At 66.0% G+C, this 23,096-nt stretch carries 19 protein-coding genes and 1 pseudogene; 2 read left to right on the top strand and 18 right to left on the bottom strand.

From position 1 onward, the window contains the following. Positions 1 to 59 precede the first annotated feature (59 nt). The 17 genes and pseudogenes from ACFVH2_RS22350 to ACFVH2_RS22270 all read right to left on the bottom strand — a co-directional run bounded on the left by ACFVH2_RS22350 (position 60) and on the right by ACFVH2_RS22270 (position 18,536). Positions 60 to 1,904 (bottom strand): flavin-containing monooxygenase, encoded by a 1,845-nt coding sequence (locus ACFVH2_RS22350; protein WP_378427021.1) that lies wholly within the window; start codon positions 1,902 to 1,904, stop codon positions 60 to 62. 128 nt (positions 1,905 to 2,032) lie between these two features. Further along, positions 2,033 to 2,500, bottom strand: coding sequence for a VOC family protein (locus tag ACFVH2_RS22345; protein ID WP_378427023.1), 468 nt, complete (start codon positions 2,498 to 2,500; stop codon positions 2,033 to 2,035). Positions 2,501 to 2,533: 33 nt separating this feature from the next. Continuing rightward, positions 2,534 to 3,427 (bottom strand): cyclase family protein, encoded by an 894-nt coding sequence (locus ACFVH2_RS22340; protein ID WP_378427025.1) that lies wholly within the window; start codon positions 3,425 to 3,427, stop codon positions 2,534 to 2,536. A 289-nt stretch (positions 3,428 to 3,716) separates the two neighbouring features. Further along, entirely contained in the window at positions 3,717 to 3,839 is a 123-nt protein-coding gene (locus tag ACFVH2_RS22335) for a hypothetical protein (protein WP_378475725.1), read from the bottom strand. Positions 3,840 to 3,898: 59 nt separating this feature from the next. Then, on the bottom strand, positions 3,899 to 4,096 hold the full coding sequence (locus ACFVH2_RS22330) for a hypothetical protein (protein WP_378475726.1): 198 nt from the start codon (positions 4,094 to 4,096) through the stop codon (positions 3,899 to 3,901). A gap of 171 nt (positions 4,097 to 4,267) precedes the next feature. Then, positions 4,268 to 4,480, bottom strand: a pseudogene (locus ACFVH2_RS22325) (hypothetical protein); the annotation flags it as partial. A 97-nt stretch (positions 4,481 to 4,577) separates the two neighbouring features. Continuing rightward, the gene (locus tag ACFVH2_RS22320) at positions 4,578 to 5,513 is read right to left on the bottom strand and encodes a tyrosine-protein phosphatase (RefSeq protein WP_378427030.1); all 936 of its coding nucleotides are present in this window, start codon (positions 5,511 to 5,513) and stop codon (positions 4,578 to 4,580) included. A 185-nt stretch (positions 5,514 to 5,698) separates the two neighbouring features. Further along, the gene (locus ACFVH2_RS22315; protein WP_378427032.1) at positions 5,699 to 7,228 is read right to left on the bottom strand and encodes an MFS transporter; all 1,530 of its coding nucleotides are present in this window, start codon (positions 7,226 to 7,228) and stop codon (positions 5,699 to 5,701) included. A gap of 693 nt (positions 7,229 to 7,921) precedes the next feature. Then, positions 7,922 to 8,674 (bottom strand): IclR family transcriptional regulator, encoded by a 753-nt coding sequence (locus tag ACFVH2_RS22310; RefSeq protein WP_378427034.1) that lies wholly within the window; start codon positions 8,672 to 8,674, stop codon positions 7,922 to 7,924. 320 nt (positions 8,675 to 8,994) lie between these two features. Next, entirely contained in the window at positions 8,995 to 9,831 is an 837-nt protein-coding gene (locus ACFVH2_RS22305; RefSeq protein WP_378427036.1) for a mycofactocin-coupled SDR family oxidoreductase, read from the bottom strand. 9 nt (positions 9,832 to 9,840) lie between these two features. Then, positions 9,841 to 10,899, bottom strand: coding sequence for an alcohol dehydrogenase catalytic domain-containing protein (locus ACFVH2_RS22300; RefSeq protein WP_378427038.1), 1,059 nt, complete (start codon positions 10,897 to 10,899; stop codon positions 9,841 to 9,843). Between the two features lie 53 nt (positions 10,900 to 10,952). Continuing rightward, complete coding sequence (locus tag ACFVH2_RS22295) at positions 10,953 to 12,848, bottom strand: flavin-containing monooxygenase (protein ID WP_378427040.1); 1,896 nt, start codon at positions 12,846 to 12,848, stop codon at positions 10,953 to 10,955. Between the two features lie 45 nt (positions 12,849 to 12,893). After that, a complete protein-coding gene (locus tag ACFVH2_RS22290; RefSeq protein WP_378427042.1) occupies positions 12,894 to 14,462 on the bottom strand; it encodes a class I adenylate-forming enzyme family protein in 1,569 nt (522 codons plus the stop codon). Continuing rightward, positions 14,459 to 15,268 (bottom strand): enoyl-CoA hydratase, encoded by an 810-nt coding sequence (locus tag ACFVH2_RS22285; protein WP_378427044.1) that lies wholly within the window; start codon positions 15,266 to 15,268, stop codon positions 14,459 to 14,461. The genes ACFVH2_RS22290 and ACFVH2_RS22285 overlap by 4 nt, the downstream gene beginning before the upstream one ends. Next, the gene (locus ACFVH2_RS22280; RefSeq protein ID WP_378427046.1) at positions 15,265 to 16,350 is read right to left on the bottom strand and encodes an acyl-CoA dehydrogenase family protein; all 1,086 of its coding nucleotides are present in this window, start codon (positions 16,348 to 16,350) and stop codon (positions 15,265 to 15,267) included. Before ACFVH2_RS22280 ends, ACFVH2_RS22285 begins: the two co-directional genes overlap by 4 nt. Before the next feature lie 6 nt (positions 16,351 to 16,356). Further along, complete coding sequence (locus ACFVH2_RS22275) at positions 16,357 to 17,514, bottom strand: acyl-CoA dehydrogenase family protein (protein ID WP_378427048.1); 1,158 nt, start codon at positions 17,512 to 17,514, stop codon at positions 16,357 to 16,359. Beyond that, complete coding sequence (locus ACFVH2_RS22270; protein WP_378427049.1) at positions 17,511 to 18,536, bottom strand: Rieske 2Fe-2S domain-containing protein; 1,026 nt, start codon at positions 18,534 to 18,536, stop codon at positions 17,511 to 17,513. Before ACFVH2_RS22270 ends, ACFVH2_RS22275 begins: the two co-directional genes overlap by 4 nt. A 373-nt stretch (positions 18,537 to 18,909) precedes the next feature. Between ACFVH2_RS22270 and ACFVH2_RS22265 the strand changes: the two genes are divergently transcribed. Continuing rightward, positions 18,910 to 20,130 (top strand): Zn-dependent alcohol dehydrogenase, encoded by a 1,221-nt coding sequence (locus tag ACFVH2_RS22265; protein WP_378427051.1) that lies wholly within the window; start codon positions 18,910 to 18,912, stop codon positions 20,128 to 20,130. 81 nt (positions 20,131 to 20,211) lie between these two features. On the opposite strand, the gene ACFVH2_RS22260 is transcribed toward ACFVH2_RS22265, so the two are convergent. After that, positions 20,212 to 21,240: a TetR/AcrR family transcriptional regulator gene (locus ACFVH2_RS22260; RefSeq protein ID WP_378427053.1), complete on the bottom strand. Its 1,029-nt coding sequence runs from the start codon at positions 21,238 to 21,240 to the stop codon at positions 20,212 to 20,214. Between the two features lie 461 nt (positions 21,241 to 21,701). Here ACFVH2_RS22260 and ACFVH2_RS22255 point away from each other — a divergent pair, with 461 nt between their 5' ends. After that, positions 21,702 to 23,078, top strand: a complete 1,377-nt coding sequence (locus tag ACFVH2_RS22255; RefSeq protein WP_378427054.1) for an MFS transporter — start codon at positions 21,702 to 21,704, stop codon at positions 23,076 to 23,078. Positions 23,079 to 23,096: the final 18 nt, after the last annotated feature.

Genomic DNA, 23,096 nt, shown 5'->3' with positions numbered 1-23,096 from the left:
GGCCGGCGGACGACCACGAATGAGGCCGTCCGCCGGTCCATTGAAATCTTCTCGACCACTCAGTGAGTGACCGCGATGCCGTGGAACTGGTCGTCCTCACGCCACTTGCGGAGCAGATCGAAGTACTCGTACCCGGGTCCGTACAGACCACCGACGAGGTTGCTGCGCTTGTCGTCGATGCGGCCCTCGTTGTTGTACTGGCCCGGGGTGCAGGTCGTGTTCCAGTCCCGTCGCATCTCCGCGTGCTCGAGCATGGTCTGGTTCCATCCGGCTTCGGCCTCGGGGGTCGGTTCGATGGTCCGGATGCCGTCGGTGATGCACTTGTCGACCATGTAGACCATGTGCCTGGCCTGGTGGTCGATGAGGTTCGCGATGTTCGAGACCTGCGTCGACTGGGTGAAGCCCAGGAAGAACAGATTCGGGAAGCTCTCGCTGAGGAAGCCGTGGTAGGTGCTGACGCCGTCGGCGAACTTCTTCGACAGTCGGTTGCCGCCCCGACCGGCCACGTCGTAGCCCGCCTTGTCGGTCCAGGTTCGTCCGATCTGGAAGCCGGTCGCGTAGACGATGAGATCGACCTCGTACTCGCGGTCGCCGACGACGATGCCCCTCTCGGTGATCCGCTCGATCGGCGTGGACGCGGTGTCGACGATGTCGACGGACTCCTTGTTGAACGCGGGCAGGAAGTCGTCGCTGAAGCCCGGGCGCTTGCACATGGTGCGGTAGTAGGTCTTCAACTTCTCGGCCTTGGCCGGGTCGGTCACGATGGAATCGACGCGGTCGCGGAGCATCTCGTTCCACTCGTAGTCCGAACGCTCCATCGCGTCCATGAACTGCTCGACGGTCGGCTCCGCGCCGGCGGCCTCGTAGATGGCACCGAGTTGGTACTTGGCGAACTTGATCCAGCCGTCGTCGACGTCGCAGTCGGCGGTGGCACGGTCCATCGCACATTTGTCGAAGGACGCGCGGCGCACACCATGCCAACCTTGCGGCAGGGATGTGAACCACTCGACGTCGGTCGGCGCGTTCTCACGAGGCGCGATCTGAGTGGGCGTGCGCTGGAAGACGACCACCGATTTCGCGAACTCGGCCAGTTGCGGAATGGCCTGCACGCCCGTGGCGCCGGTTCCGATGACGGCCACACGCTTGTCGTGCAGCTTGTCCAGATTCCCGGCGCTGTCACCGCCGGTGTACTCGTAATCCCAGCGGCTCGTGTGGAAGCTGTGGCCGGTGAACTTCTCGACCCCGGGAAGGCCGGGCAGCTGGGGGCGGCTGAACTGGCCACTCTGCGTCGAGACGAATCGTGCGCGCAACACGTCGCCGCCGTCGGTGCGAACCGTCCACCGCGCGGTGTCCTCGTCCCACTCCATGTCGGTGACCCGCGTCTGGAACAGGGCGTGGTCGTACAGGCCGAACTGCTCACCGAGGGACTGGCAGTACGCGAAGATCTCGCTGCCGCGCGTGTACCGCTCAGTCGGTACGTAGCCCGTCTCCTCCAGAAACGGCAGGTAGACGTACGACTCGACGTCACAACGCACGCCCGGGTACCGGTTCCAGTACCAGGTGCCACCGAAGTCGGCGGCGACGTCCACGATCTTGAAGTTGGTGATGCCGGCCTTCTTCAGCTCGACGCCCGCGCTGATGCCCATGAAGCCGGCGCCGATGACAAGCATGTCGAGATCGGCGGTCATCGGTGGCGCGGTGCGCGGACCGGGCGCATGCGGATCGGCGTCGAACGACGCGAACTTGCCTTCGAAGTCGATCGCCTGGAAGGTGTCGGCACCGGTGTTCGGCAGACGCTTGTCACGCTCGGCCGCGTACTTCTCCCGGAACCACTCGAGGTCTTCCACCTTGCGCTGCGGCACCCAGAGGTGCGGATCGCGTGCAGTCTTTTCTGGGGCGGTCATATGGTGTCCTTTGCTCGGTGCTGGATCAGCACGGGCATTGCGGCTGCGGAGGGGGATCCGTCACCGTGATGCGTTCAACGTTTATCGAGTGGCGGCCTGATTACGACCGCGGTGCGCGCCGGTCTCTGTCACCACGGTGTGCCGGCGGGGATGTGCATGAGCTCGACGCGGTTGCCGTCGGGGTCGGCGACGAACACGAACTGCGGGGCGGTCGGGTCGTCCGCGCCCGCGCGGGTGTCCGGCACCAGCACTCCGCCGAACTCGCACAGCGCATTTGCCGCACCGTCGATGTCTTCGGCGAAGAAAGACAGGTGGGTCACTCCCAGATGGTTGCGCCGGGTGGGCGGGGTACCGATCACGCCGGGCTGCCGGTAGCTGAGCAGTTCGATGCGCAGACCGTCCTTCTCGAGGAAAGTCGAGGTGAGGCTGCACGGTGCATCGACCTCGGGGATCTGCTCGTCGATGTCGTATTCCATGATCTTGACGAAACCCAGTCCGTCGCAATAAAAGCGAAGGCTCTTCGCGAGATCGGACACGCACAGTCCGACGTGGGAGGTGCGGTACGTGTGCGCGGGCGCTTCGGTGTTCTCGGTCATCGGGGGGTCCTTGTCGTGGAAGAGTGGGTGCGGTCAGCCGATCGCGACGGGAGTGACCGGGCTCGCTGTGGCGCCGGTGATCTTCAGTGCGCCGATGGTCAGCAGGAACTCGTAGCACCTGTCCGCCGCCAGCTCTGCGAGGTTCATGTTCTCGACCAGGTAGATGCCGTTCTCGACGAGCAGGATGATGTGTCCGCCGAGGTACACGTTCTGGTCGAACGGGATCGATTCGACGGCGGTGTTGTCCGAGCCGACCAGCGCGACGTCCTTCTCTGCGAGGAAGGTGGCCGCTTCGAGGCCGATGCCCGGCTGCGGCATCAGCTCGCCCTGGTTGGCCAGATAGTCCTCGAGCCATCCCGTGCGGACGAGCACCAGATCGCCCGTGCGCAGTTCGATACCCTGATCGTCCAGCGCCTTCTGCAGATCGGCCGCCGTGACGACGTAGCCCGGCTCCAGCTTGTCGACACCCTTCGACGCGGCGACGTCGATGAGGACGCCCCGGCCGACGACGCCGCCGACCTTGTCGATGCCGCACTTGGCCGCGCCCGAGTAGGGCGTGACCTCGTCGGCCGGGTGCCCGTTGTAGATCTTGTTGTCGGAGTACACGTGGCACAGCGCGTCCATGTGCGTCGAGGTGTGCGACGGCATGATGAGCTGGTCCTCGTTGGCGCCGACACCGGGAGCGCCGCCGTTGGCGCGGGCCATCGCCTCGTCCTCGTGGTTGATCATCGTCAGCCGCTGCGGAGTGCCGCGGTAATCGAGGTTCGGCACGCCAGACCGCTGGATCGGGATGCCCAGGCTGTAGGTCTTGCCGGTCTTCGGCAGGCGCAGCGCGGCGAGCACCAGTTCCGGTGTGAGGTGATTGAGCGCACCCAATTCATCCGACTCGCCCCAACGACCCCAGTTCGACTTACGCGTGCTCAACATTGACTCCTGAAAGTGATGTCCTCGGTTGCGAGGTTGGCTGCCAGTCGGCCCTGAAAGTGTCGAGTCACCGGGTGCTCATGAACGCTGCGTAAGCGATGACATAACCCATCCGTTGTGTGACTGGACTCACTGTAGCCACCGGCTACGGAAGCGTCAACATGCTAATTTAGTTTCGACGAGACCATCCGCGAAATGCCCTCGTCACCTGCACCGAGTGGCAGTGAAATGGCGGTCGTCAGGCAGCGAAGTAGGCAACGAGGATGACCACGGCGGAGGCCGCGGCGTGCCGTCACCACCACCGCGGCTGCCGTCGCGATCGGCCAGATCCCCAGAATCTTGACCTCGGTCGACGCCCGGGGACGTACCGCAGGCACAGGAAGGTGACTGCAGCCAGGCTCGCGGCGGTACGCACCCAGGCGAGCGTCGTCCGTTCCGGTTGCAGGCCAGGGTCCCTGTGTCCAGCCGCCGGCCTCACCGGGCCGCGACGATGAGGAGCGTGATGCCGGTGCCGGCGACCAGACACGCAAGCAGCGCCCTGCGAACACCTCGAGCACACCGCACCGACGAGCAGCGCGACGACGAGGATGGTGTGGAGCGCGCCCCGACCACGTCCGTCCGGAATGCCTCGAGTCCGACAGCGGCCGCGACGAGTCCCAGGCCGGTTCGCACCCAGGCAAAGTAGGTCCGCACGTTCGCGAGAGTGAACCTGCGGTCCGGATCGTCCCCGTCCTGAAAGGCCTTCGGCCGCCACCCCTCGCGTGGCTATGGGAGTGCCGGTGGCGCTGTGGTTGGATGTGCGAATCGGTTGGTGTCGTTCACGGGCCAGGCGGCGACGCGGGCTGGTCGCATCAGGGTGTACAACGCGTCGTTGTGCACCTTGGGCGTCGAGACATTGCCCGGTGCAACAGTATTGACGGTGATGCCGGCGCTGTACGCGGCCAGGCCGGGCGTGGCGGCCCGCCCCATCGTCGAGCTGGTCGTGACGATCCGCCCGAGCTCCGCCTCCGGGATCACCACGTCGGCGCCACGCTCCGCGAACGCCGGCGCATGGGCGCGGCCCTGTCCCCGGTCGCCGGAGTTGGAAGTCGAAAAGTGCCATCAGTTGGGGTGGGATCGATGGGGCCCCACCCCAACAGGTCGCTCCGCAGAATCAGCCGAGCAGCTTGCCCTCGAGTGCTTGAATGGTCTCCGCGTTCAACCCGAGTCCTACGGCGATGTACTGCTCGACAGACCCATATGTGGCCTGAATCTGGTCCAATCCGGCCTGGAGGTAGTCTGCTTCCACCCCGAGTAGTGGATCGAACAGTTGCGCAACCTGTTCTCCCTGAGTGGAAACGATGTAGGCGCGATTCGCGGCCGCCCACTCCGCGTTGTACTCGTTGGTGAGCAGATAGTCGTTCATGATCGTCGCGTCGTCGACGCCGGCAATGCTCTGCAGAAGCATCGATGTCCAGCCCGTACGATCCTTCCCGGCAGTGCAGTGGAAGAGTTGGCTGCCGTCCGCGGCTGCCAGATCGGTGAGCAGTGTCTTGAAGGCAGCCCTGTCGGACTCTCCGGTGACGAACGAACGGTTCATCTCCCGCATCAAGTTCCGGGCGTCCTCGGGAGACTTCATCTTCTCGATGAGCTCGTTGACGTTGCCGGCGGCCATCGGGACCCGAACGTATGCGCTACCGGCCGGCCGCCTGTCCGGCTTGTCGTGGACCTCCTCGTCGGTGCGGAGGTCGTACACCACGGAAATATTCAGGCCCTGAAGAACATTCAGATCGCCGTCGTCGGGCGCGATCGCATTGGCTCGGTAGAAGACGCCCTTGTTCAGGTGTGTACCCCCGGCGCCGACATAGCCGTCCCCGGTCCCGGCGACATCCCGGAAATTCGGCACACTCGACAGGCGCGGAGCATCCGCAGTCCGGTTGCCGATGCTGCCGAAACCGCCGAAGCCACCGAGTGATCCAGCGTCGAAGAGCGAGGCGAGATCGGCCGGGACGACGGGCTGTGAGTCCGCGGTCCCGGCAGCGCCAAGACCTGCTGCGACAAGGCTTCCCGCCATCACAGAACCTGTGAGAGCGCGGCGGATTCGCGTCATGGTTTGATCCTTCCGGTTTGTTGGAGAGCTCAGGCAGCGGCTTTGGCAGTGGCTTTGGCTGCGGCGCTCACGTCGACCGACATGACGGTGCCGGTGATGTGAGCGCTCGTTCCGGCGTGAGGTGATTGAGCGACGGTGCCGGGCGGCTCGGCCGCGGGCAAGCCGCGACCGAGCCGCCCGTATGCCTAGGCGTGAGCGGCAACCACAGTCCCATCGTCCGCGACGGTCGGCGCGGACGGAACCTGCAGCTGCTCGATCTTGCGGGGAATCATCAGCGCGACGAGTGCTCCGAGGACCGCAGCGGCTGCAGCGATCATGAAGCCGACCTGGAAACCCTGGTCGGTGTAGAAGACCGCGCCCTGCGTCATCTCCGGCGGGATCGGTGCGATATGGGAGTTGTTCATCACGGTGAACGCGATGACCGGCAGCGCGGCCGGGAACACGCTCTGGAAGGCACCGACGATGCTGGCGGTGGATGCCTGCAGCTGCGGCGGGACCGCCTCTATCAGCAGGTTGGGGATCGCCGCGTAGCCCATGCCCGCGCCGAGGCCGACCAGGCCGGCGGTCACGATCAGCGTGATCTTGGAGTCGTGCGAGTAGGCGGTCACGGCGCAGCCGACAGCGGCGGAGATGGCGCCGATCGCCAGCAGCGGACGCGGCCGGACGTTGCGCCCGACGAGCATGCCGACGATCAGGCCGCCGATCACGGTCATGGCACCGAACGGAGCCTGAAAGACCGCGTATCCCTCGGCATCGACACCGAATCCGTAGCCGAGGCCCATGATCGCCGGCGTCATCGCCAGCATCGGCAGCAGCATGGTGAACAGGGTGCTGACGCCGTACATGAAGCCGGCCGCGGTGGCGGTGAAGGCAACCGAGCGGCGACGCAGCACCTTCAGATCGATCAGCGGCTCCTTGACGGTGCCGGCGGTGACCAGCCACGCCACGACCAGCGCCGCACCACCCAGCAGGTAGGTCAGGATCGAGCCCGACTTCCATCCCCAGGTCGGACCGAAGCTGATGCCGACCAGGATGCCGGCGATGCCGGAGCCCAGCAGGACCGCGCCGAGGATGTCCAGGCGCGAACGCAGCCGGACCGTGGACTCGTCGGTGGTGAGCAGGAGCATCGCGCCCAGGACGACCAGGCCTACGACGGAGAACCAGAAGATGCTGCGGAAGCCGTGGTTGTCGATCAGCCAGCCGGTGATGAACGGCGCGGGGATCGCGATCAGGCCCATGCCGCTGGTCGCGATGCTCACCGCGATTGCGACAGTCTTGGCCGGGAACACGTCACGGATGAGTGAGTAGCTCAGGAACAGGCAGGGGATGAGCAGACCGGTCAGGCAGCGGCCGACGATCAGCACCGCGTAGCTCGGGGCCACCGCGGAGATGAACGACCCCAGTGCGGCGACCGCGACGCACGCCAGCAGCAACTTGCGCTTGCCGTACATGTCGGCGAGCTTGCCGATCAGCGGCGCGGCCATCGCACCGACGAGCAGGAACGACGTCAGCAGCCAGGCGCCCTGCGTGGTCTGGAAGTGTCCGGCGATCGACGGCATCGCCATCGTGATCATCCAGTAGCTGATTGAAAGCAGCTCGAGCAGCAGCACGATTGACGTCAGAGAGAGGATCAGGCGAGGTGTCCACCGCTGCTGCTCGGTGGCGTCCTGACCCACAGAGTCGGCCGGAATGCCGACCTGCACGGGAGCGGCCATGTTGAGGTCCCTTCGGAAGCCCGTCGAACGGGTGTGATGGTTGGGGGTTTGTCACGAAACGCAACGTGTAACCGCCATCACAGTGCGAGTGGCGTGTGTTGCACAACGCACGCTTCCGATGAGCGGACTTTCGCGCCGAACTCCTGTCGCCAAGCTCCCGCGAAAGACGTTCAGCCCCAAGCGGATATGACCGGGACGCGGCGGAAGTGAGCCGTAGACCCGAGCGCCGCGGCTCGGGTTCGGTCCGGTGGCGCGGACTGTGGTGGTGACCGGAGGGAAAGCACGCCTGGCCGGTGACGCGGCATTTCACCGGCCAGGCCCGGATGTGGGTCAGTCTGTGGCGGTGGTGAGTTCGCGGATCCGCTGTGTTCGGCCTCGCGCAGTTGCGCGCAGCCCAGGGGCGACTTCCTCGGCGTACAGATACCAGGTTCTGAGAGGTGAAGAAGATTGTGGGAGCGGCGAAGTCGACGAACGTCAAGGCGAACCCGACGCCGGTGAGTGGACGCACTCGGTGCCCTGGCGGCACGGGTCGCGGAGTTCCGCCGGCGGCGGTGGCACATTTCGCGGAGGAGGCGAGGGCGGCCGCTGCCATGATCACACGTTGTCAGCGGCGTGAGTGTCGCTGACAACGAGCGGGTCGGGTGATCGGACTAGCCCAAGTTCAGCGGGGAGTCGTGCCACAGGGGTTGCCCGTCACGCCCGCCGCGCAGGTTGACGTTCGTTCGGCGTCCTGGTCACCTGTGGTGAGCAGAGGTACTGCGCGATCGCGGAGGCCGCCATCAGGACGGGCGCGGCATGCAACTGGTCGAATCGCACGCGGTCCGCCGGCCCACTCACAGACAAGCCCACATTGATGCCACCGAGCGCCCCGACGTGTACACCGATCCAGCGGAACCCGGTCACGCAGCTCGCGAAGGCGACTCCCGACTCGGGTCCTCCGCGGTGATCGGGGCCTCCCGCAACGGCCGACCGTTGAGCGGCAGCGAGCAGCACCCTTCCGATCGGGGACGACTGTGCCGGTACCCGTGCTCCCACCCGGGTCGGGAAGTCCGGCGACCCGACCTTCTCGAGGTAGCGGACCTCGTTGCCCTCGAGCGCGCCGAGGTGCACGACGCACCCGGTGACGCGATGCAGTTCGCGCAGCAGGGGTGCCACCACCAGTTCGAACTTGTTGCGGTACAGGGCGAGCGCCCCAAAATTGGCGAGGGTGTCACCCAGCTCGTACTCGGTGCCCCGGCGCCGGAGCCAGCCGATCCGAACCAGATGATCGAGCATGCGAAGCGTGCTCGTGCGCGGGATGCCCGTTCCACGGGAGACGTCGGTCAGGGTCAACCGTGGCCTGTCACGAAAGAGATCCATCACGAGTGAGACGCGGTCGAGAGTCGACGGAGGAGCGGCGCCGTGTGAGCTCTGGCTGGGTGACACGAAGTGGTGTGGACTGATCATGGTGTTCCATTCGTGCGATGCGGGATGGAAACGGGAGTCAGGCGTATGCGGCTCGACTGCCGGACATCAGGCATGTCGAACAGTTCTCACCCTGCATCACCGAGGGACCAGCCATACGGCAGCGACCGAAAGTCGCGGCATACTCCTCGACTTCCCGGCGAAAGGTCACCCAGTTGCTGTCGCGATCGACGTGGACGAGCACGACCGAAAAATCGACGCCAGCACGACCGCCGGTTCACGACGGTCGTGCTGGCGTACGCGAATCACGCGGCGTGAGTGGAGCAACCCGCACCGCTGGATCGTCGGTGCCGATCCCAGAATCAGGCCGTGACCTTCGCCGCGGCGCCCGCGTCGACCGGCATGACGGTGCCGGTGATGTGGGCGCTCGCCTCGGCCGCGAGAAACAGCACCGCGCGCGTCACCTCGAACGGTTCCAGGAACGGAACCGGCTGCCCGTGCAGGCTCGCAAACACCGGCTCGACATCTGCCCGGGTCGGGTCCTCGAGGTCGGGGCGCACCATCCGATAGAGGGCGTCGTTGTGCACCATCGGCGTCGAGATGTTGCCGGGGGCAACGGCGTTGACGGTGATTCCGTGCCCGGCCAGGTCGAGCGCGGCGCTCTTCGTCATGCCGATCACGCCCCATTTGGAGGCGCAGTAGGCGGCCTGGCCCGGCGCCGCACTGCGGCCGAGCATGGAGGCGATCGTGACGATACGACCGTAGCCGCGGGCAACCATTCCGGGTGAGACTGCGGCGATCGTGTGGAAAACGCCGGTCAGGTTGGTTCCGATGACTTCGGCCCACTGACTGCTCGGGAGGTCCTGGATCGGGGCTCCGGCGGAGACGCCGGCGTTGGCTATCGCGATGTCGATCCTGCCGAGCTCCGCCTCGGCCCGTGCGACGAGTGCCTCGATCGCGCTGCGGTCCACGGTGTCGACCTGAACCGCGATGCACCTCCGACCGGTGGCCTCGACCAGGCGCGCGGTCTCGGCGAGGTCCTCCTTCGTTGCCAGCGGGTACGCCACAGCCGCGTTGTCCTCGCAGCGATCGCAGATCACCACGTCGGCGCCGCGCTCGGCGAGGGCTACCGCGTGTGACCTGCCCTGTCCCCTAGCCGCGCCGGTCACGAGCGCGACCCGGTTCGTGAATTCATCCATCCGATCCTCCTAAGTGTCGAAAACGACCACGGCACGACCACGCAGGACGCCGGCCTCGAGATCCTGGTACGCCTCCGCCACTCGGTCGAAGGTGTACTTCTGTACGTCATTGCGGATCGCCCCGGACTCGGCCAGCCCGATCACGTCGCGCACATCCGCAATGGTCGAGCCCTGGAACGTGAAGATGTCGGCATCCTTGGGCAGCCCCCCGAACCACGGCGCGTCGAGCTTTCCGTTGGCAGCACCGATCAGTCCGAACGCACCACCGGCGCGGGTGGCGGCCGTGCCCGCCCCGATCGTGGCGTCGATGCCGACGAAGTCGAGGACCGCATCCGCTCCGCGCCCGTCGTCGGTCAGGGCCCGGATCTCATTCACGGTTGTCGCATCGACCTGCGCGATCGTGCTGTGAGCACCGAGCTCCTCGGCGAGAGCCCGCTTGGTTTCACTGGTGTCGATGACGACGATTCGCGCGGCCGTGAGCAGACTCAGGTACTGAACCGCGAACGATCCGAGCCCACCCGCACCGATCACCACCACGACACCGCCGGGGGTGACCCGCGGTAGCACCCGGCGGACCGCATGGAAGGCGGTTGCACCGGCATCGGTCAGCGGGCCCGCGGTGCTCGGATCGAGACGACCGAGCCGGACCAGACCGCGTGTGCTCGTCACCCGCACGAACTCGGCGAGCCCGCCGTCGCGTCCGTACCCTCGGCCGGACACACCGAACGGGCACAAATTGTCCTGCCCCCGAGTGCAATACCAGCACTCGCCACATGACGACGGCGATACGAGGGCAACCGCATCACCCTCGGCGTATCCCGTCACGTCCTCCCCGACCGCCGCAATCCACCCGGCGGTCTCGTGACCGAGAGTGAAGGGCACCTTCCATCCGACAGCTTCGCCGACCTCCCTCGGCATCTGCATCATGCCGAGGTCGGAATGACACAGCCCGCAGCCGGCCACACGCACCACGACCTCGCCGCGACCCGGTCGGGGAACGGGGACCTCAACGACCTCGGGCGCACTCCCCCACTGGACGATCCGATATGCCCGCATGGTTTCAGCCATGCCAACTCCCTTCGAAACTTTTTCCGCTCCCACCGCTCGTCGGAGAGGGCGTACTACCGCGCTGTGTACTCGAAGTGCGACTCATCGGGGCTCGCGCACAGTTCGTAGAACTTCTCGCCGCTCCACGGTGCGTTCATCTGCAGCCGACCGAACTCGTTGACGTAGTAGTTTTTCTCCATCACGGTGCTCGGCGACAGGTAGATGAGCTTCTTGGCCTCTTCGTGCAGCTGGTCGTTGTAGTCGTCGAAAGCTTCCTGGCGAATGACCATCGACGAACGACCGTTTTCGAGCATGCCGGCGATGCCTTCGGCGATGTAGCGGGTCCAGATCTCGAACCACGTGGGTAGTCCCGATCCGCTCGCCACCGGCTGCGAGTTGGGGCCGTAGAGCATGAACATGTTGGGGAACCCGGGCACGGTCATGCCGAGATGCGCCTGAGCCCCCTGGGCGGTCCAGACATCCTCCAGAGTCACACCGCCGAGGCCGTAGTACTGCGTCGGCCAGAGGTACTTCTCCGTCTGGAAGCCGACCGCGGCGATGACCAGATCCGCGTCGCGCGACTCGCCGTCGGCGGTGACGATCGCGGTATCGGTCATCCGATCGATCGGTGTCGTGACGAGCTCGACGTTGTTCCTGGTCAACGAGGCATACCAGTTGTTGTCGACCACCGGACGCCGAGTCATCGGCGGGTAGTCCGGGACGAGCTGATCGATGAGGTCCTGCCGACCGTCGACCTGGTTCGAGATGTAGCCGACCAAGATCTCACGCAGCATGTCGTTGCGCTCGCTGACGTCGCCGCCATTGGCGATCCATTCCTCGTCCGGCATGAGAGCGTTCCGCAGATCGATCGTGCCCAGTCCGGCGACGTACTTGTTCCAGTTCCAGTAGAAGGGCATCTCCTGGATCAGCCACTGGAGCTCGTCAGCGATCGGTGCACCGTAGTTGGTGCGCGGCGAGATCCATTGCGGCGTCCGCTGATACACCGTCACGGACTCCGCCTTCTCGGCGACCTTCGACAGGAGCTGGACTCCGGTCGAACCGTTGCCGATGATGGCGACCCGCTTGCCGGCGTACTCGACGTCGTCGCTCCACTCGGTGGTGTGCACGATCTGCCCGGTGAATCCGGGGACGCCCTCCACCGGCAGGTCTCGCGGAGTCGCGAAGACGCCGCTGGCAGCGACCACCACATTCGCCTCGACGTCGGCGACGGAGTCCTCCCCGCGCACGGTCAGGGTCCAGCGCTGCGTCATTTCGTCGAAGCGGGCCGCCTGAACATCGGAGCCGAACCGAATGTGCTCGTAGACACCGTACTTGTGCGCCACGTGATCGATGTACGCACGGACATCCGATTGACGGGCGAAGTATTCGGTCCACGGATACTTCTTCTCGAACGCGTACTCGTAGGTGAAGCTCAGCGTGTCGACGCGGACGTCGGGGTAGGTGTTGATACTCCACACCCCACCGACCTCGTCGCGACGCTCGTAGACCGTGAACGGGATACCGAGCTGAGCCAGCTGCACACCCATGGCGACGCCGGCGAAGCCTGCACCGACGATCGCGACGTGGTACCCCTCCGGGATCGTCTTCTCTCCAGTCCACTGCGCCTGGAAGGGCATGTCCGCGAAGGCCGGGATGTGGTGGCGCATGATCAGGTCGTCGGGCCCCAGGTTGCGGGCCTCGGCCATCTCGAGCAGTTCGACGATCTCGTCACGTGACGGGATCGGCAGCCCGGCCTCGTCGGGTTCGGTGAGCAGGTACTCGACAGCTTTCGCCCGGATGAGCGCGATGTCGTCGTCGGAGAAGACGACGGTGTCCGCGACCGGGCCGAAGACGCGTTCGGGGGTGATCGCAGCGATCTCCGGATCACGGGTCGCCTGGTACAGCGCCATCCGCAACGCGTTCACATCGGCGCACTCGACGGCGCGCTCCACATAGCTACGTCCTGGCATGGGATCTTCCAATTCTCAAGTCTGACAGCGGAAAGGGGGCACGTGTCATTGCGCGGCGGATTCGACCCGCTGGTCGAGGACGGACTGCCGCAGGGTCTGCTTGCGGATCTTCATCGTCGGCGTCTTCGGCATCTCCGAGACGATCACGACCTCCTCGGGGAACTTCACCGGCGAGATACCGGCAGCGCGGCAGTGGTCCCGAATCTCGTCGACGCCGACGCCGGGAGCGTCGTCGCGAAGTTGGAGCACTGCACAGATGCGCTCGCCCGCCCGGTCGTCGGGCAGCCCGATCACGGCGACGTCGGCGACCGCGGAGTGCTTCGCCAGCACCTCTTCGATCTCGGTGGGACTGATCGACTCGCCCTTGCGGATGATCAGGTCCTTCTCCCGGCCGACCAGGACCAGGTGCCCGTCCGCCTCGAGCTTTCCGGTGTCACCGGTGAACATCCAGCCGTCGGCGTCGAAGGGGCGGACGATCTCGCCGGCGGCGCGGTACTCCTTGAACAGCATCGGGCCGCGCAGCCACACCCGGCCTACCTCGCCGGACGACAGCACGTCGTCTTCCTCGGAGCGGATCTGCACCTCGCATCCCAGGACGGGACGTCCCGATGTGGTGGCCAGCTGTTCGACGCTGTCGCTCATCCGCGCCGAGGTGATCATCGGGCACTCGGTCATGCCGTAGGCGTGCAGAATCGGGATGCCGATCTCGGCAAGTACATCCCGGAAGAGCTTCTCCGGCATCGGCGCTCCGCCGCCGGTCACCATGCGCAGTGTCGGGACGACCGGGGTGCCCGGATTCTTCCGCTGCTCGCCGAGAAGAAGAGCGTAGTGCGGGGTCGACCCGCCGGTGATGGTCGCACCCGTCCTGCGCATCAGCTCGACCGCGGCGACCGGTTCATACACCTCCATCACCACCAGCGACATGCCGCTCGTCAACGATGCGATCAGCAGGTCGGGACCGCCGATGTGGGCGTACGGGAACAGGATTGTTCCGACGTCGTCGGCGCCCGCACCGATCGCGTCTGCGAGCGCAACGCCGCCGGCGATGAGCGTGCCGTCGGTGTGGCAGACGCCCTTGGGCGCCGAGGTGGTGCCGGAGGTGGTGTAGATCCAGCGCACCTCGTCGCGAACGAGCGGTACAGCGGGAAGGGTGGCCGGGTCGCCGTCGGGCAGCTCGTCGGAAACGATCAGCAGCTCGAGGCGGTCACCGCTCGCCGAACGCAGATCCCGGGCCATCGCCGCGTGGTCGAAACCGCGGAACTCGGGCAGCGTGATCAGCCATTCCGATGCGCACTGCTCGGTCATGGCCTTGACCTCACGGGCCCGGTAGAGCGGAATGATCGGGTTCTGGGTCACCCCGAGCCGCGACAGCGCCAGGCTGAGAACAATGGTCTCGATTCGGGTCGGCAGTTGCCAGCTCACCGTGGAACCGGGCTCGATGCCGCGCGCCAGCAGTCCCGCCGCGACACGCTCGGCGGTGGAGGCGACCTCGGCGAAGGTCAGCCGCCGGTCGAACTCGTCGATGACGGCGACGGTATCCCCGGTGGCCGCGGCCCGGAGAGCCAGTAGATCCCACAGGGAGGTCGCGTCGTTCGGCGCGATGTCCGAGTTCACGAGTTCTCCTCCTTCTTACGTGCCTCCGACGGAAGCGGGTCAGGTGTCAAAAGCGGGTAGCCCGTGCGAAGCAGGGCATTCGCGTGGCCGTGCCAGTGGATGTCGAAGGCCGACTGCAACGCGGCCTGCTGGCCCATGACGTCGAGGGTCTGGTTGACGGCACGCTTGGCGGTGGCCAGGCCCCACGCGTCCATCGCCGAGATCTCGTGCGCCAGTTCCATCGTCTGCGCGTCGAGCTCGTCGAGGGGGACCACCCGGTTCACCATGCCTGCGTCGAATGCCTCGGCCGCGGTGAACTTGCGAGCCGTGAAGAGCATCTCCTTGGCGCGTCGGGCGCCGAGCTCCCACGTGTGCGCGTGGTACTCGACGCCGCCGACACCGAACTTCACGACTGGGTCGCTGAAGTAGGCGTTGTCCGCCGCGACGATCAGATCGCACGGCCAGATCACGTTGAGCGCGCCGGCAACGCAGGCGCCCTGGACCGCCGCGATCGACGGCTTCGGCAGGTCGCGCCACTTGCGGGAGAAGCCGAGGTAGTGCTCGGTCTCCCAGCCGTAGGCGCTCTCCAGGGTGGTCTTGCCCTCCCGGAAGTAGCCCGGCGCCGGGGTTTTGAGGTCGTGGCCCGAGGAGAAGTGGTCTCCGTTGGCGCGCACGACGATCACCTTGACCGCGTCGTCGGCGGCGGCCTGCTGCCAGCGGGCGTCGAGGTCGCGCAGCAGCGACTCGTCCTGGGCGTTGTGCTTGTCCGGACGGTTGAGGGTGATCACGGCGACGGCGCCGTCCACGGAGTAGTCGATGTAGCTCATCGCCGCGCCCCCGTGTAGATCCGGTCGAGGGCCGACACGATCTCGGCGTCGTTGCGTGCCGCCGACCCGAAGTCGTACTGCCAGCGCTTGGCGGCGTCGGTGAACAGGTGCACGTTCGACTCGACCATGTACCCGATGCCCGCATGAACCTCGTGCGCCGAGTGGACGATCTGCAGCGCGGCCTTGGCGGCCTGCTTGCGCATCAGGCCGAGGTGGGGCTGTGGGTCGTTGCCGGCATCGATTGCTCCGGCGGCCGAACGCACATGCGCCGAGGTGAGGTGCGTGGCGATCGCGATGTCGGTGCACAGGTACTGCACCGCCTGGAATCGGCCGATCGCACCGCCGAACTGGTGCCGCTCCTGCGCGTACCGCACGGTGATGTCGAGCAGTCGCAGCCCGGCGCCGTACACCTGCGCTGCACGCAGCACCGCGCCGCGCTGCTCGGCGACCAGGGCGGCGCGGTCGGCCTCGCCGCCGCGTGCCAGCACGGCGTCGTCGCTCACCGGCACGTCTTGGAAGGTCACCGCGAAAATCGGGTGGCCGCCCATGTTCGGCATCGCTTCGATACCGATCGACGAGCCGGAATCGACCACGGCTAGCACACTTTCACTGCCTCCGGCGTGAACCAGGAGGCTGTCGGCGCGGTCGGCGTGGCTCACGGCCAGCGCGACACCGTTCAGGACGCCGTTCTCATACGACACCGCCGGGCCCCACTCGGCAGACGGGAACACCGGGATCACCACGGCCTCACCGTTGCCGATGCGTTTGGCGACGCCTGCCGACGTCTCTGTGCCGACCACCAGCGCCGCGTCGCGGGCAATCGTCAGGTCGAGCAGCGGCGTATCTGCCAGCGCGCGGCCCATTTCGACGAATACGCCTGCGATCGTCCCGAGCGGCGGGCTGTCGGCGTCGGCGCCGGTCGGATCACCGAGCTGCAGCCAGCCGAGCTCGGCGAACTGCGCAATCTGATCCGCGAACGGAACCTTGTTCGACCGGTCTTCCAGCGGCGAGTAGCGCGCGAACACCGACTTGCTCACATCTGCGAGGGCGGCGAAGTCCTCGCCCCATGCCAATTCCATCATCTGCTCCTATCGCGGCAGGCCGAGGCCCCGCGTCGCGAGCACCATCCGCTTGAGTTGGGACGTTCCTCCGGCGTGGTTGGCGAACGACTGCCGGTACCAGGCCTCGGGCTTTCCATTGAGTGGGGCGTACGACGATCCCGACCGCAGCTGGCTGATCGGGCCTAGCACCCGGTCGTAGATCTGAGCGAACAGCGGCTCGTACTCCTTGGCTGCGACCTGCTGGACGCCGCCGCCCCAGGGGGTCTGGCGACCGGCCGCGTTGTCGCCGATGATCTCGTAGGCGAGCAGGCGCTGCGTCTGGACGATCTCGGCGAGTTCGGCCAGGTCGGCCTGCACGTGCGGATCGTCGAGCTTGCCCGGAATGTTCTTGCAGTACGCGATCAGATCCCGCAGCCGGGCCTCCTGCATCGCGTAGATCGGTTCGACGGTCCCCGACGCGTAGAAGGCACGCATGATGTACTGCCAGCCCTTGCCCTCTTCACCAATCAGCGAGCTCGCCGGCACGCGGACGTGATCGAGGTAGGTGCTGGACTGGACACCGCCGCCGTAGTTGCGCATCGGGTGGAGGGTGACCCCGGGGCTGCGCAGATCGACCACGAAGATGCTGATCGCATCGCGCGCGGAGTCGTCGGTCGCCGTGCGGGCGGCAACGTACAGGACGTCGGACATCGGCCCCCAGGAGGTGAACGCCTTCTCACCGGTGATGACCCACTCGTCACCCTCCCTGACGGCCTTCGTCCGCAGGGAGCCGAGGTCGGAGCCGGCCTCCGGCTCGGTGAGACCTTCGGCCCACAGGGTCCGCATGCTGGAGATGTCCGGAAGCAGGCGCTTCTTCTGCTCCTCGGTGCCGCCCACCAGGATGGTGCCCGCGGCGAGGAAGATGCCGACCGAGTTGATCATCGGCGCGTCCGCGGCGTACAGCTCCTCCAGGAGGATCTGGTTCGCGATCGGGGACAATCCCTTGCCGCCGTACTCCTTCGGCCAGGTCAGTCCGATCCACCCCTTGGCGGCAACCTTCTTGCTGAACTCGACGGCGATCGCCCACTGGTCCGGAGCATCGTCGAATTCCGGGTTGAAGGCGTTCTCCTTCGGCAGCTCGGCGTCGAGGAACTCCCGGATCTCGGCCCGCCAGGCCTCATGCTCTTGTGCCAGTGTCATTCTCATGACGCGTTCTCCGCCCGTAGCTCGTCGGTGCCTGCGGTCTGCTCGGTGGCGCCGTGGCCGAGGTGGCCCTCGGGGTAGAAGCGACGAGCCCACTTGCGGATATCGCGGAAGCCCGCGGCCTCGGCAGTTGCCAGTCCGGGCGGCTCGGTGTAGCGCTGGTGTTCCCAGATCGCGACGTCAGCTTTGAGCTGTCCGATTGCGTTGCGCTGCCGCTTGGCTACTCGGGAGTCGTCCTGGCCCTCTTCCCTGCTCGCCCACGCGGAGAACCGCAGGATCGAGTGCTCGTCGTCGACGGGTGTCACCGCTGTCAGCGAGCAGATGGCGCCGACGCCGTCGGCGTACGAGAAGCCCAGTCCCACGCCCAGGAGCGAGGCCTTGGTGCGACCCTCGACGGTCTCGATCTCGCCGTCTGCGCCGCGGCGCTTGAAGTTCAGAGCCAGCTCGGTTGTGAAGTCGTACTCACCGAACTCGCGGTGGACGACGGTCGGAATCTCGTCGGCGCGGTGAACGTACTTGAAATGCGCGAAGTCGACGCCGTTCTCGGCGGCGTACTGCGGATGAATCGGCAGCTCGGCCGACTCGAAGCGGCCGGCTTCCCCCGGCTCGTGGTAGTCGCTCACCGGACCGGAACCAGGAAAAAGGTCGAAGATGCTGGGCACGTCGTAGAGTGGGTCGCCGCCGTCGACGTCGTGCCAGATGTACATGATTCCGTCGCGTTCGGCGGTGGTCCAGGTGCCGATCTTGCGGACACGGTTGGTCGCCTTCTGATATGGAATGCAGGTGTTCCGGCCTTCCGGGCTCCACTGCCAGCCGTGGAACGGGCACTGGATGTCGTCGCCACACACCGAACCGCCGTGCCCCAGGTGGGCTCCGAGGTGCTCGCAGTATGCGTTCAGAACCACCAGGCGGCCACTGTGCGTGCGGTAGGCGACGAGGTCTTGACCGAAGTAGCGCAGTGGTACGACGGCCCCGGCTTGGAGGTCGGCAGACCAGCCGATCTGGAACCATCCCGTCGGCCTCATCGATAACGCCATTGGTGACACTTCATCCTCCTGAACTGTTGCGACAGCAGCATTTTCGGTTCCCGCGCAGAAGTTGCTCCACGACAAGGGCTTTCACGGATCACCACCGACAGATGTGCGCCGACACGACGCTCCGCTCGAGCTCGACGAAGCGACCCGCGATCATGTCCGCAGATCACTGCAACTGCGCCGCACCGTGACTGCCATCACTGTAGCCAGCGGCTACGTATGCGTCAACAAGAGTGTGTGAGGTCGGTCATCGTCGCAGGTCAAATGGGCTTTGACGGAACCGTCGCCGCCTTCTCGATACGCCCGAGCCGCTACGACAAAGTGCACGGCGTGCAACGCCAACCGACCTCCGGGGAGCTTGACGGTGGAACTGTCCGCCCATAGCATCACCAGCGTTGAGACGGAGGCCACAGCGCTGGCTCGGTTTTTCCTCATCACACCTTCATCCCCACCGCAACTCGCTGCGCTTCGCGCATTGTGCGGGCGGATTCTCATAGAACAGCGAGGTCAGACGTTGAAAGCAATTGTCTTCGACGGCACCGAAAACAGGCTGGTTGACGGCGTCACCGTCCGCGCCCCCGGCCCGGGTGAAGTCCAAGTCCGCATCGTCGCGAGCGGCTTGTGCCAGAGCGACTTGAGCGTGGTCAACGGAAAGATCCCGTTCCCGTCCCCGGTGATCCTCGGGCACGAGGGTGCGGGCATCGTCGAGGCCGTCGGGCCGGGCGTCACCATGCCCGCGGTCGGCGACCACGTGGTGCTGTCAACACTGGCGACGTGCGGCCAGTGCGCCGCATGCACCTCCGGACATCCCACGATGTGCCGCGAGTCGTTCGGGAAGACGGCAACGCCGTTCGAGCTCGACGGCACCCCGATTCACAACTATGCGACGCTCTCGACCTTCGCCGAGCGAATCGTCGTCCAGGCCGGGCAGGCGGTGTCGATCCCGAAGGACATTCCCCTGTCGACCGCGTGCCTGATCGGCTGCGCGGTACTCACCGGTGCCGGGGCGGTGCTGAACCGCGCCCATGTCCGCCCCGGCGATTCGGTGGTCGTCATCGGCGCCGGCGGCATCGGCCTCAACGTCATTCAGGCCGCTCGCGTCGCGGGCGCGGCGACGATCGTCGCAATCGACACGAACCCCGACAAGGAGTCTCAGACAAGACTTTTCGGTGCCACCCACTTCATCGATGCGACCGCGGGCGACACCGTCGCCACGGTCCGGGAACTCACCGACGGCGGGGCCCATCACGTCTTCGACTGCGTCGGCGGCGAGGCGATCACCAGCCAGGCGATGGAGATGCTCGACTGGGGAGGGCAGTTGATCATGCTCGGTGTCGCGGGTCCGGAGGCCAAGCTGTCGGTCCCGGCCAGCACCTTCTACATGGATCGTTCGGTGCTGGGCTGCCGCTACGGCTCGTCGCGACCGGGCGCAGACATCCCCAAGTACCTCGACCTGTATCGATCCGGCCGGCTCCTCCTCGACGAACTCGTCACCAAGACCTATCAGCTGGAAGATTTCCAGTCCCTCATGGACGACGCACGGAACGGAAAGCTCGACCGCGGAGTCCTGCTGATGCCGTCCTGACGGCGACTTTCCCGTTCGCCGGAACAGGCGGAAAGCCCCTCGGGCCGTCCGCCTGTTCCGGATTCCCGATGCCCGAGCGCCCTATCGGTTCGGCCGGGCCGCGTAGACGAGGAGCTTGAGCAGGTCGGTGACCTCCTGCCGGACGTCTTCTCGATCACGATCCGGATTGTCGGCAAGCGCGGTGAGATAGGGCTCGTACAAATCCCACACCGAGGCGACGAGGCCGATCAGCGACGCCAGAACGCTCGAATCGAACTCGGCCCGCACCTGCGGTTCGACGGGGTTCTTCCACAATGTCTCGATCTGTTTCAGGTATCCGCCCGAACGGGCTCCGCCGAGCAAACGATCCGGTGACGTTCCCTCGAAGACCGACCACATCAGCATCCGTCCGAACTGACCCGAGTCGATATCGGCGCCGAACGAGTTGTCGATCGCCGCGTAGGCGTCCTCCTCGCCGGAGAGGCGCTCGCCGCCATAGCTGACCAGCAACTCCATCACCGCGACGAGCAGGTTCTCCTTCGTACGGTAGAACCGGTAGATGAGGCCGTAGGACACACCCGCCGCGGCGGCGACCTCCCGTAGCGTCACCTTCGCGGGACCCTTGCTCGCGAAGAGATCTGCGGCCGCGAGAAGGATGGCGTGTTGTGCGCCGGTCGACCCCGCCCGGGACGGTGCCCATTCGGCGAGCCCCCTGCCCGTGCGCTTCACGCTCGATCCGGAGGCCGCTGCGGAACGTTCTTCGACCGGGCCGGCCACGTAACCGGCGGCCAATCGAAGCGCATCCCTCCTGGTGTCCGGACGCAGCAACAGTTCGGCCGGCGTCCGATCCGATCCGGCGATTCTCGTGATCGACCACTCGGCGATGGCGCGCGGTTCGACATCCTCGTCGAACGCCGCCAGAAACTCAGGGACCTCCGGACGGATTCCGGGATCCTCCAGATCGAACTGCCATACCGGAAACAACGTCACCCCATCGCCCGGGTAACCGAGCATCTTCCGGTTCCGGATGCGCTTGTTGATCGCCTGACGGCTGATTTCGAGAAACTCGGCCGCCTGCGGGGTGGTCCAGACGTCGTCAGGAGGTTCGGTGAGGTCGCGGAGGGCTTCCATATCGCGCGAACTTTATCACGATCGCCGGCGCCGAAATCGACGGAGTAGCGGCCGAGACTGCGTCGATTCGCACCCAGTCCGCCCGCGGCGACCAGGCGAACTCACCCGCGCCTATTGACGCAAGCGTAGCCAATGGCTACTGTGACGGTGGTCACTGAGCGTTGCAGTGATCCGTAGACGCGACTGCGGCTCGTTTCACTCGACTTCAGCAGACCTCCGCGTCGACGTACACCTGCCTGCCTGCCGGTCCTGTGACATGAAAATCCTTGTCGTAGAGCAGATTCTGTGCAGCTGCCGAGAACCGCTGACCTCGTGACAGCCGCATGCATGTCGGAATCCCGGACAGTCCTCGGATACGTGCCAGGAGGCGGCCCGGACTCGCGCGCGGGAACCACGTGCTCGAACTCGGAATCGAACATTCCTCGGTCATCACATCGAACGTCACACCGAACAGGAGCACTATGAGCTCACCCGAGATCGCGCCATCGCACAGCCTGGTTCGCAGGGCGTCGCTGGCAGGCTTCTTCGGAACTGCCGTCGAGGCCTACGACTTCATGGTTTTCACCTTTCTCATCGCCTATCTTTCTCCCCAGTTCTTTCCCAGCGACGACCCCGCGGTCGGCATTCTGAGCTCTCTCGTGGTCCTGGGCACCGGCTTCCTCGCACGTCCGGTCGGAGGCATCGTCTTCGGCCGAATCGGTGACCGCTTCGGTCGTCGGTTCGCACTGATCGTCACCATCTCCGGCATGGGTGGCGCGACCGTCCTGATGGGACTGTTGCCCACGCATTCTGCCGTCGGAATTCTCGCCCCCGTGCTGCTCGTCTTCACGCGCCTGCTGCAGGGCTTCTTCGCCGGCGGGGAGCAGATGGGTTCGGCCACGTTCGTCACCGAGCACGCATCTGTCAAGAACTACGGCATCCTGAGCGCGATGACCCCGGTGGGATTCGCATTCGGTGGCACCCTTGCACCGCTGGTCGTCGCCGTCACCACCTCCCTGTCCTCGGAGGAAGTGATGGCCGACTGGGGTTGGCGCATTCCCCTCCTCACGTCTCTCCCGCTGATGCTGTACGTGCTGTTCCTGCGCACCCGGCTCGAGGAGTCCCCCGACTTCAAGGAACTCGCCGACAAGCACGAGGTCCAGTCCTCCCCGGTGCATTCCGTCGTGACGCGGTACCCCGTGACCCTGCTCCGTGTGATCGCGCTCAGCGCATCGGTTCTCGCGATCGGTTACGTGGTTCCGGCGTACATGCCGCTGTTCCTGCAGCGGGAGGTCGGTATGGCCCCCGGTACCACCGCCTGGCTGGCCACCGCCGGATCCGCCTTCGCCATCGCCGTCGGATTCGCCTCCGGATTCATGATCGACAGGAGCGGCCGGAGGAACACCATGATCCTGGGGCTGGGCACCATCCTCGTGGCGATGTTCCCGATCATGTTCCTCATCAAGTCGACCGGCGGGAATCTGATCGTCACCGCGCTTGGCCACATGCTCCTCGTCGGTCTGGCCGGAGCCTCCGCGGTCCCGGTCTACGCGACACTCACCTCGGCCTTCCCGGCCGCGGTCCGCTACACCGGCGCTGCGATCGGATTCGGCCTCGGCTCGGCGATCGGCGGCGGGGCCGGTCCCTACCTCGCAGGAAAACTCACCGCCGCGACGGGGAACCCCTACGCCGCTTCCGTCGTCGTCGGCGCCGCAGCCCTCTTGGGCATCGTGGTGATCGCCACCATGCCGAACAGCAACAGCAGCGCCGCCCCCGAAGCAACGCTCATGACAGGCGACATCGACGCCGTCGACGCGGATCCGGCCAGAGACTCTTCACTGTCTCCGAAGATGGTGTGACATCCAATGTTCTTGGCC

This window comes from Rhodococcus sp. NPDC127527 (assembly GCF_042672245.1).
GTDB lineage: Bacteria > Actinomycetota > Actinomycetes > Mycobacteriales > Mycobacteriaceae > Rhodococcus_G.
Note: the sequence above shows the minus strand (reverse complement) of the source record. Positions and strands in the feature narration are given on the sequence as shown.

Bases quoted from the DNA above. Each gene is read 5' to 3' on its own strand.
- ACFVH2_RS22255 (WP_378427054.1), top strand. From the start codon at position 21,702: ATGAGCTCACCCGAGATCGCGCCATCGCACAGCCTGGTTCGCAGGGCG.
- ACFVH2_RS22285 (WP_378427044.1), bottom strand. From the start codon at position 15,268: ATGAGCTACATCGACTACTCCGTGGACGGCGCCGTCGCCGTGATCACC.
- ACFVH2_RS22295 (WP_378427040.1), bottom strand. From the start codon at position 12,848: ATGCCAGGACGTAGCTATGTGGAGCGCGCCGTCGAGTGCGCCGATGTG.
- ACFVH2_RS22260 (WP_378427053.1), bottom strand. From the start codon at position 21,240: ATGGAAGCCCTCCGCGACCTCACCGAACCTCCTGACGACGTCTGGACC.
- ACFVH2_RS22310 (WP_378427034.1), bottom strand. From the start codon at position 8,674: ATGATCAGTCCACACCACTTCGTGTCACCCAGCCAGAGCTCACACGGC.
- ACFVH2_RS22315 (WP_378427032.1), bottom strand. From the start codon at position 7,228: ATGGCCGCTCCCGTGCAGGTCGGCATTCCGGCCGACTCTGTGGGTCAG.
- ACFVH2_RS22340 (WP_378427025.1), bottom strand. From the start codon at position 3,427: ATGTTGAGCACGCGTAAGTCGAACTGGGGTCGTTGGGGCGAGTCGGAT.
- ACFVH2_RS22305 (WP_378427036.1), bottom strand. From the start codon at position 9,831: ATGGATGAATTCACGAACCGGGTCGCGCTCGTGACCGGCGCGGCTAGG.
- ACFVH2_RS22270 (WP_378427049.1), bottom strand. From the start codon at position 18,536: ATGAGGCCGACGGGATGGTTCCAGATCGGCTGGTCTGCCGACCTCCAA.
- ACFVH2_RS22300 (WP_378427038.1), bottom strand. From the start codon at position 10,899: ATGGCTGAAACCATGCGGGCATATCGGATCGTCCAGTGGGGGAGTGCG.
- ACFVH2_RS22320 (WP_378427030.1), bottom strand. From the start codon at position 5,513: ATGACGCGAATCCGCCGCGCTCTCACAGGTTCTGTGATGGCGGGAAGC.
- ACFVH2_RS22345 (WP_378427023.1), bottom strand. From the start codon at position 2,500: ATGACCGAGAACACCGAAGCGCCCGCGCACACGTACCGCACCTCCCAC.
- ACFVH2_RS22350 (WP_378427021.1), bottom strand. From the start codon at position 1,904: ATGACCGCCCCAGAAAAGACTGCACGCGATCCGCACCTCTGGGTGCCG.
- ACFVH2_RS22275 (WP_378427048.1), bottom strand. From the start codon at position 17,514: ATGAGAATGACACTGGCACAAGAGCATGAGGCCTGGCGGGCCGAGATC.
- ACFVH2_RS22280 (WP_378427046.1), bottom strand. From the start codon at position 16,350: ATGATGGAATTGGCATGGGGCGAGGACTTCGCCGCCCTCGCAGATGTG.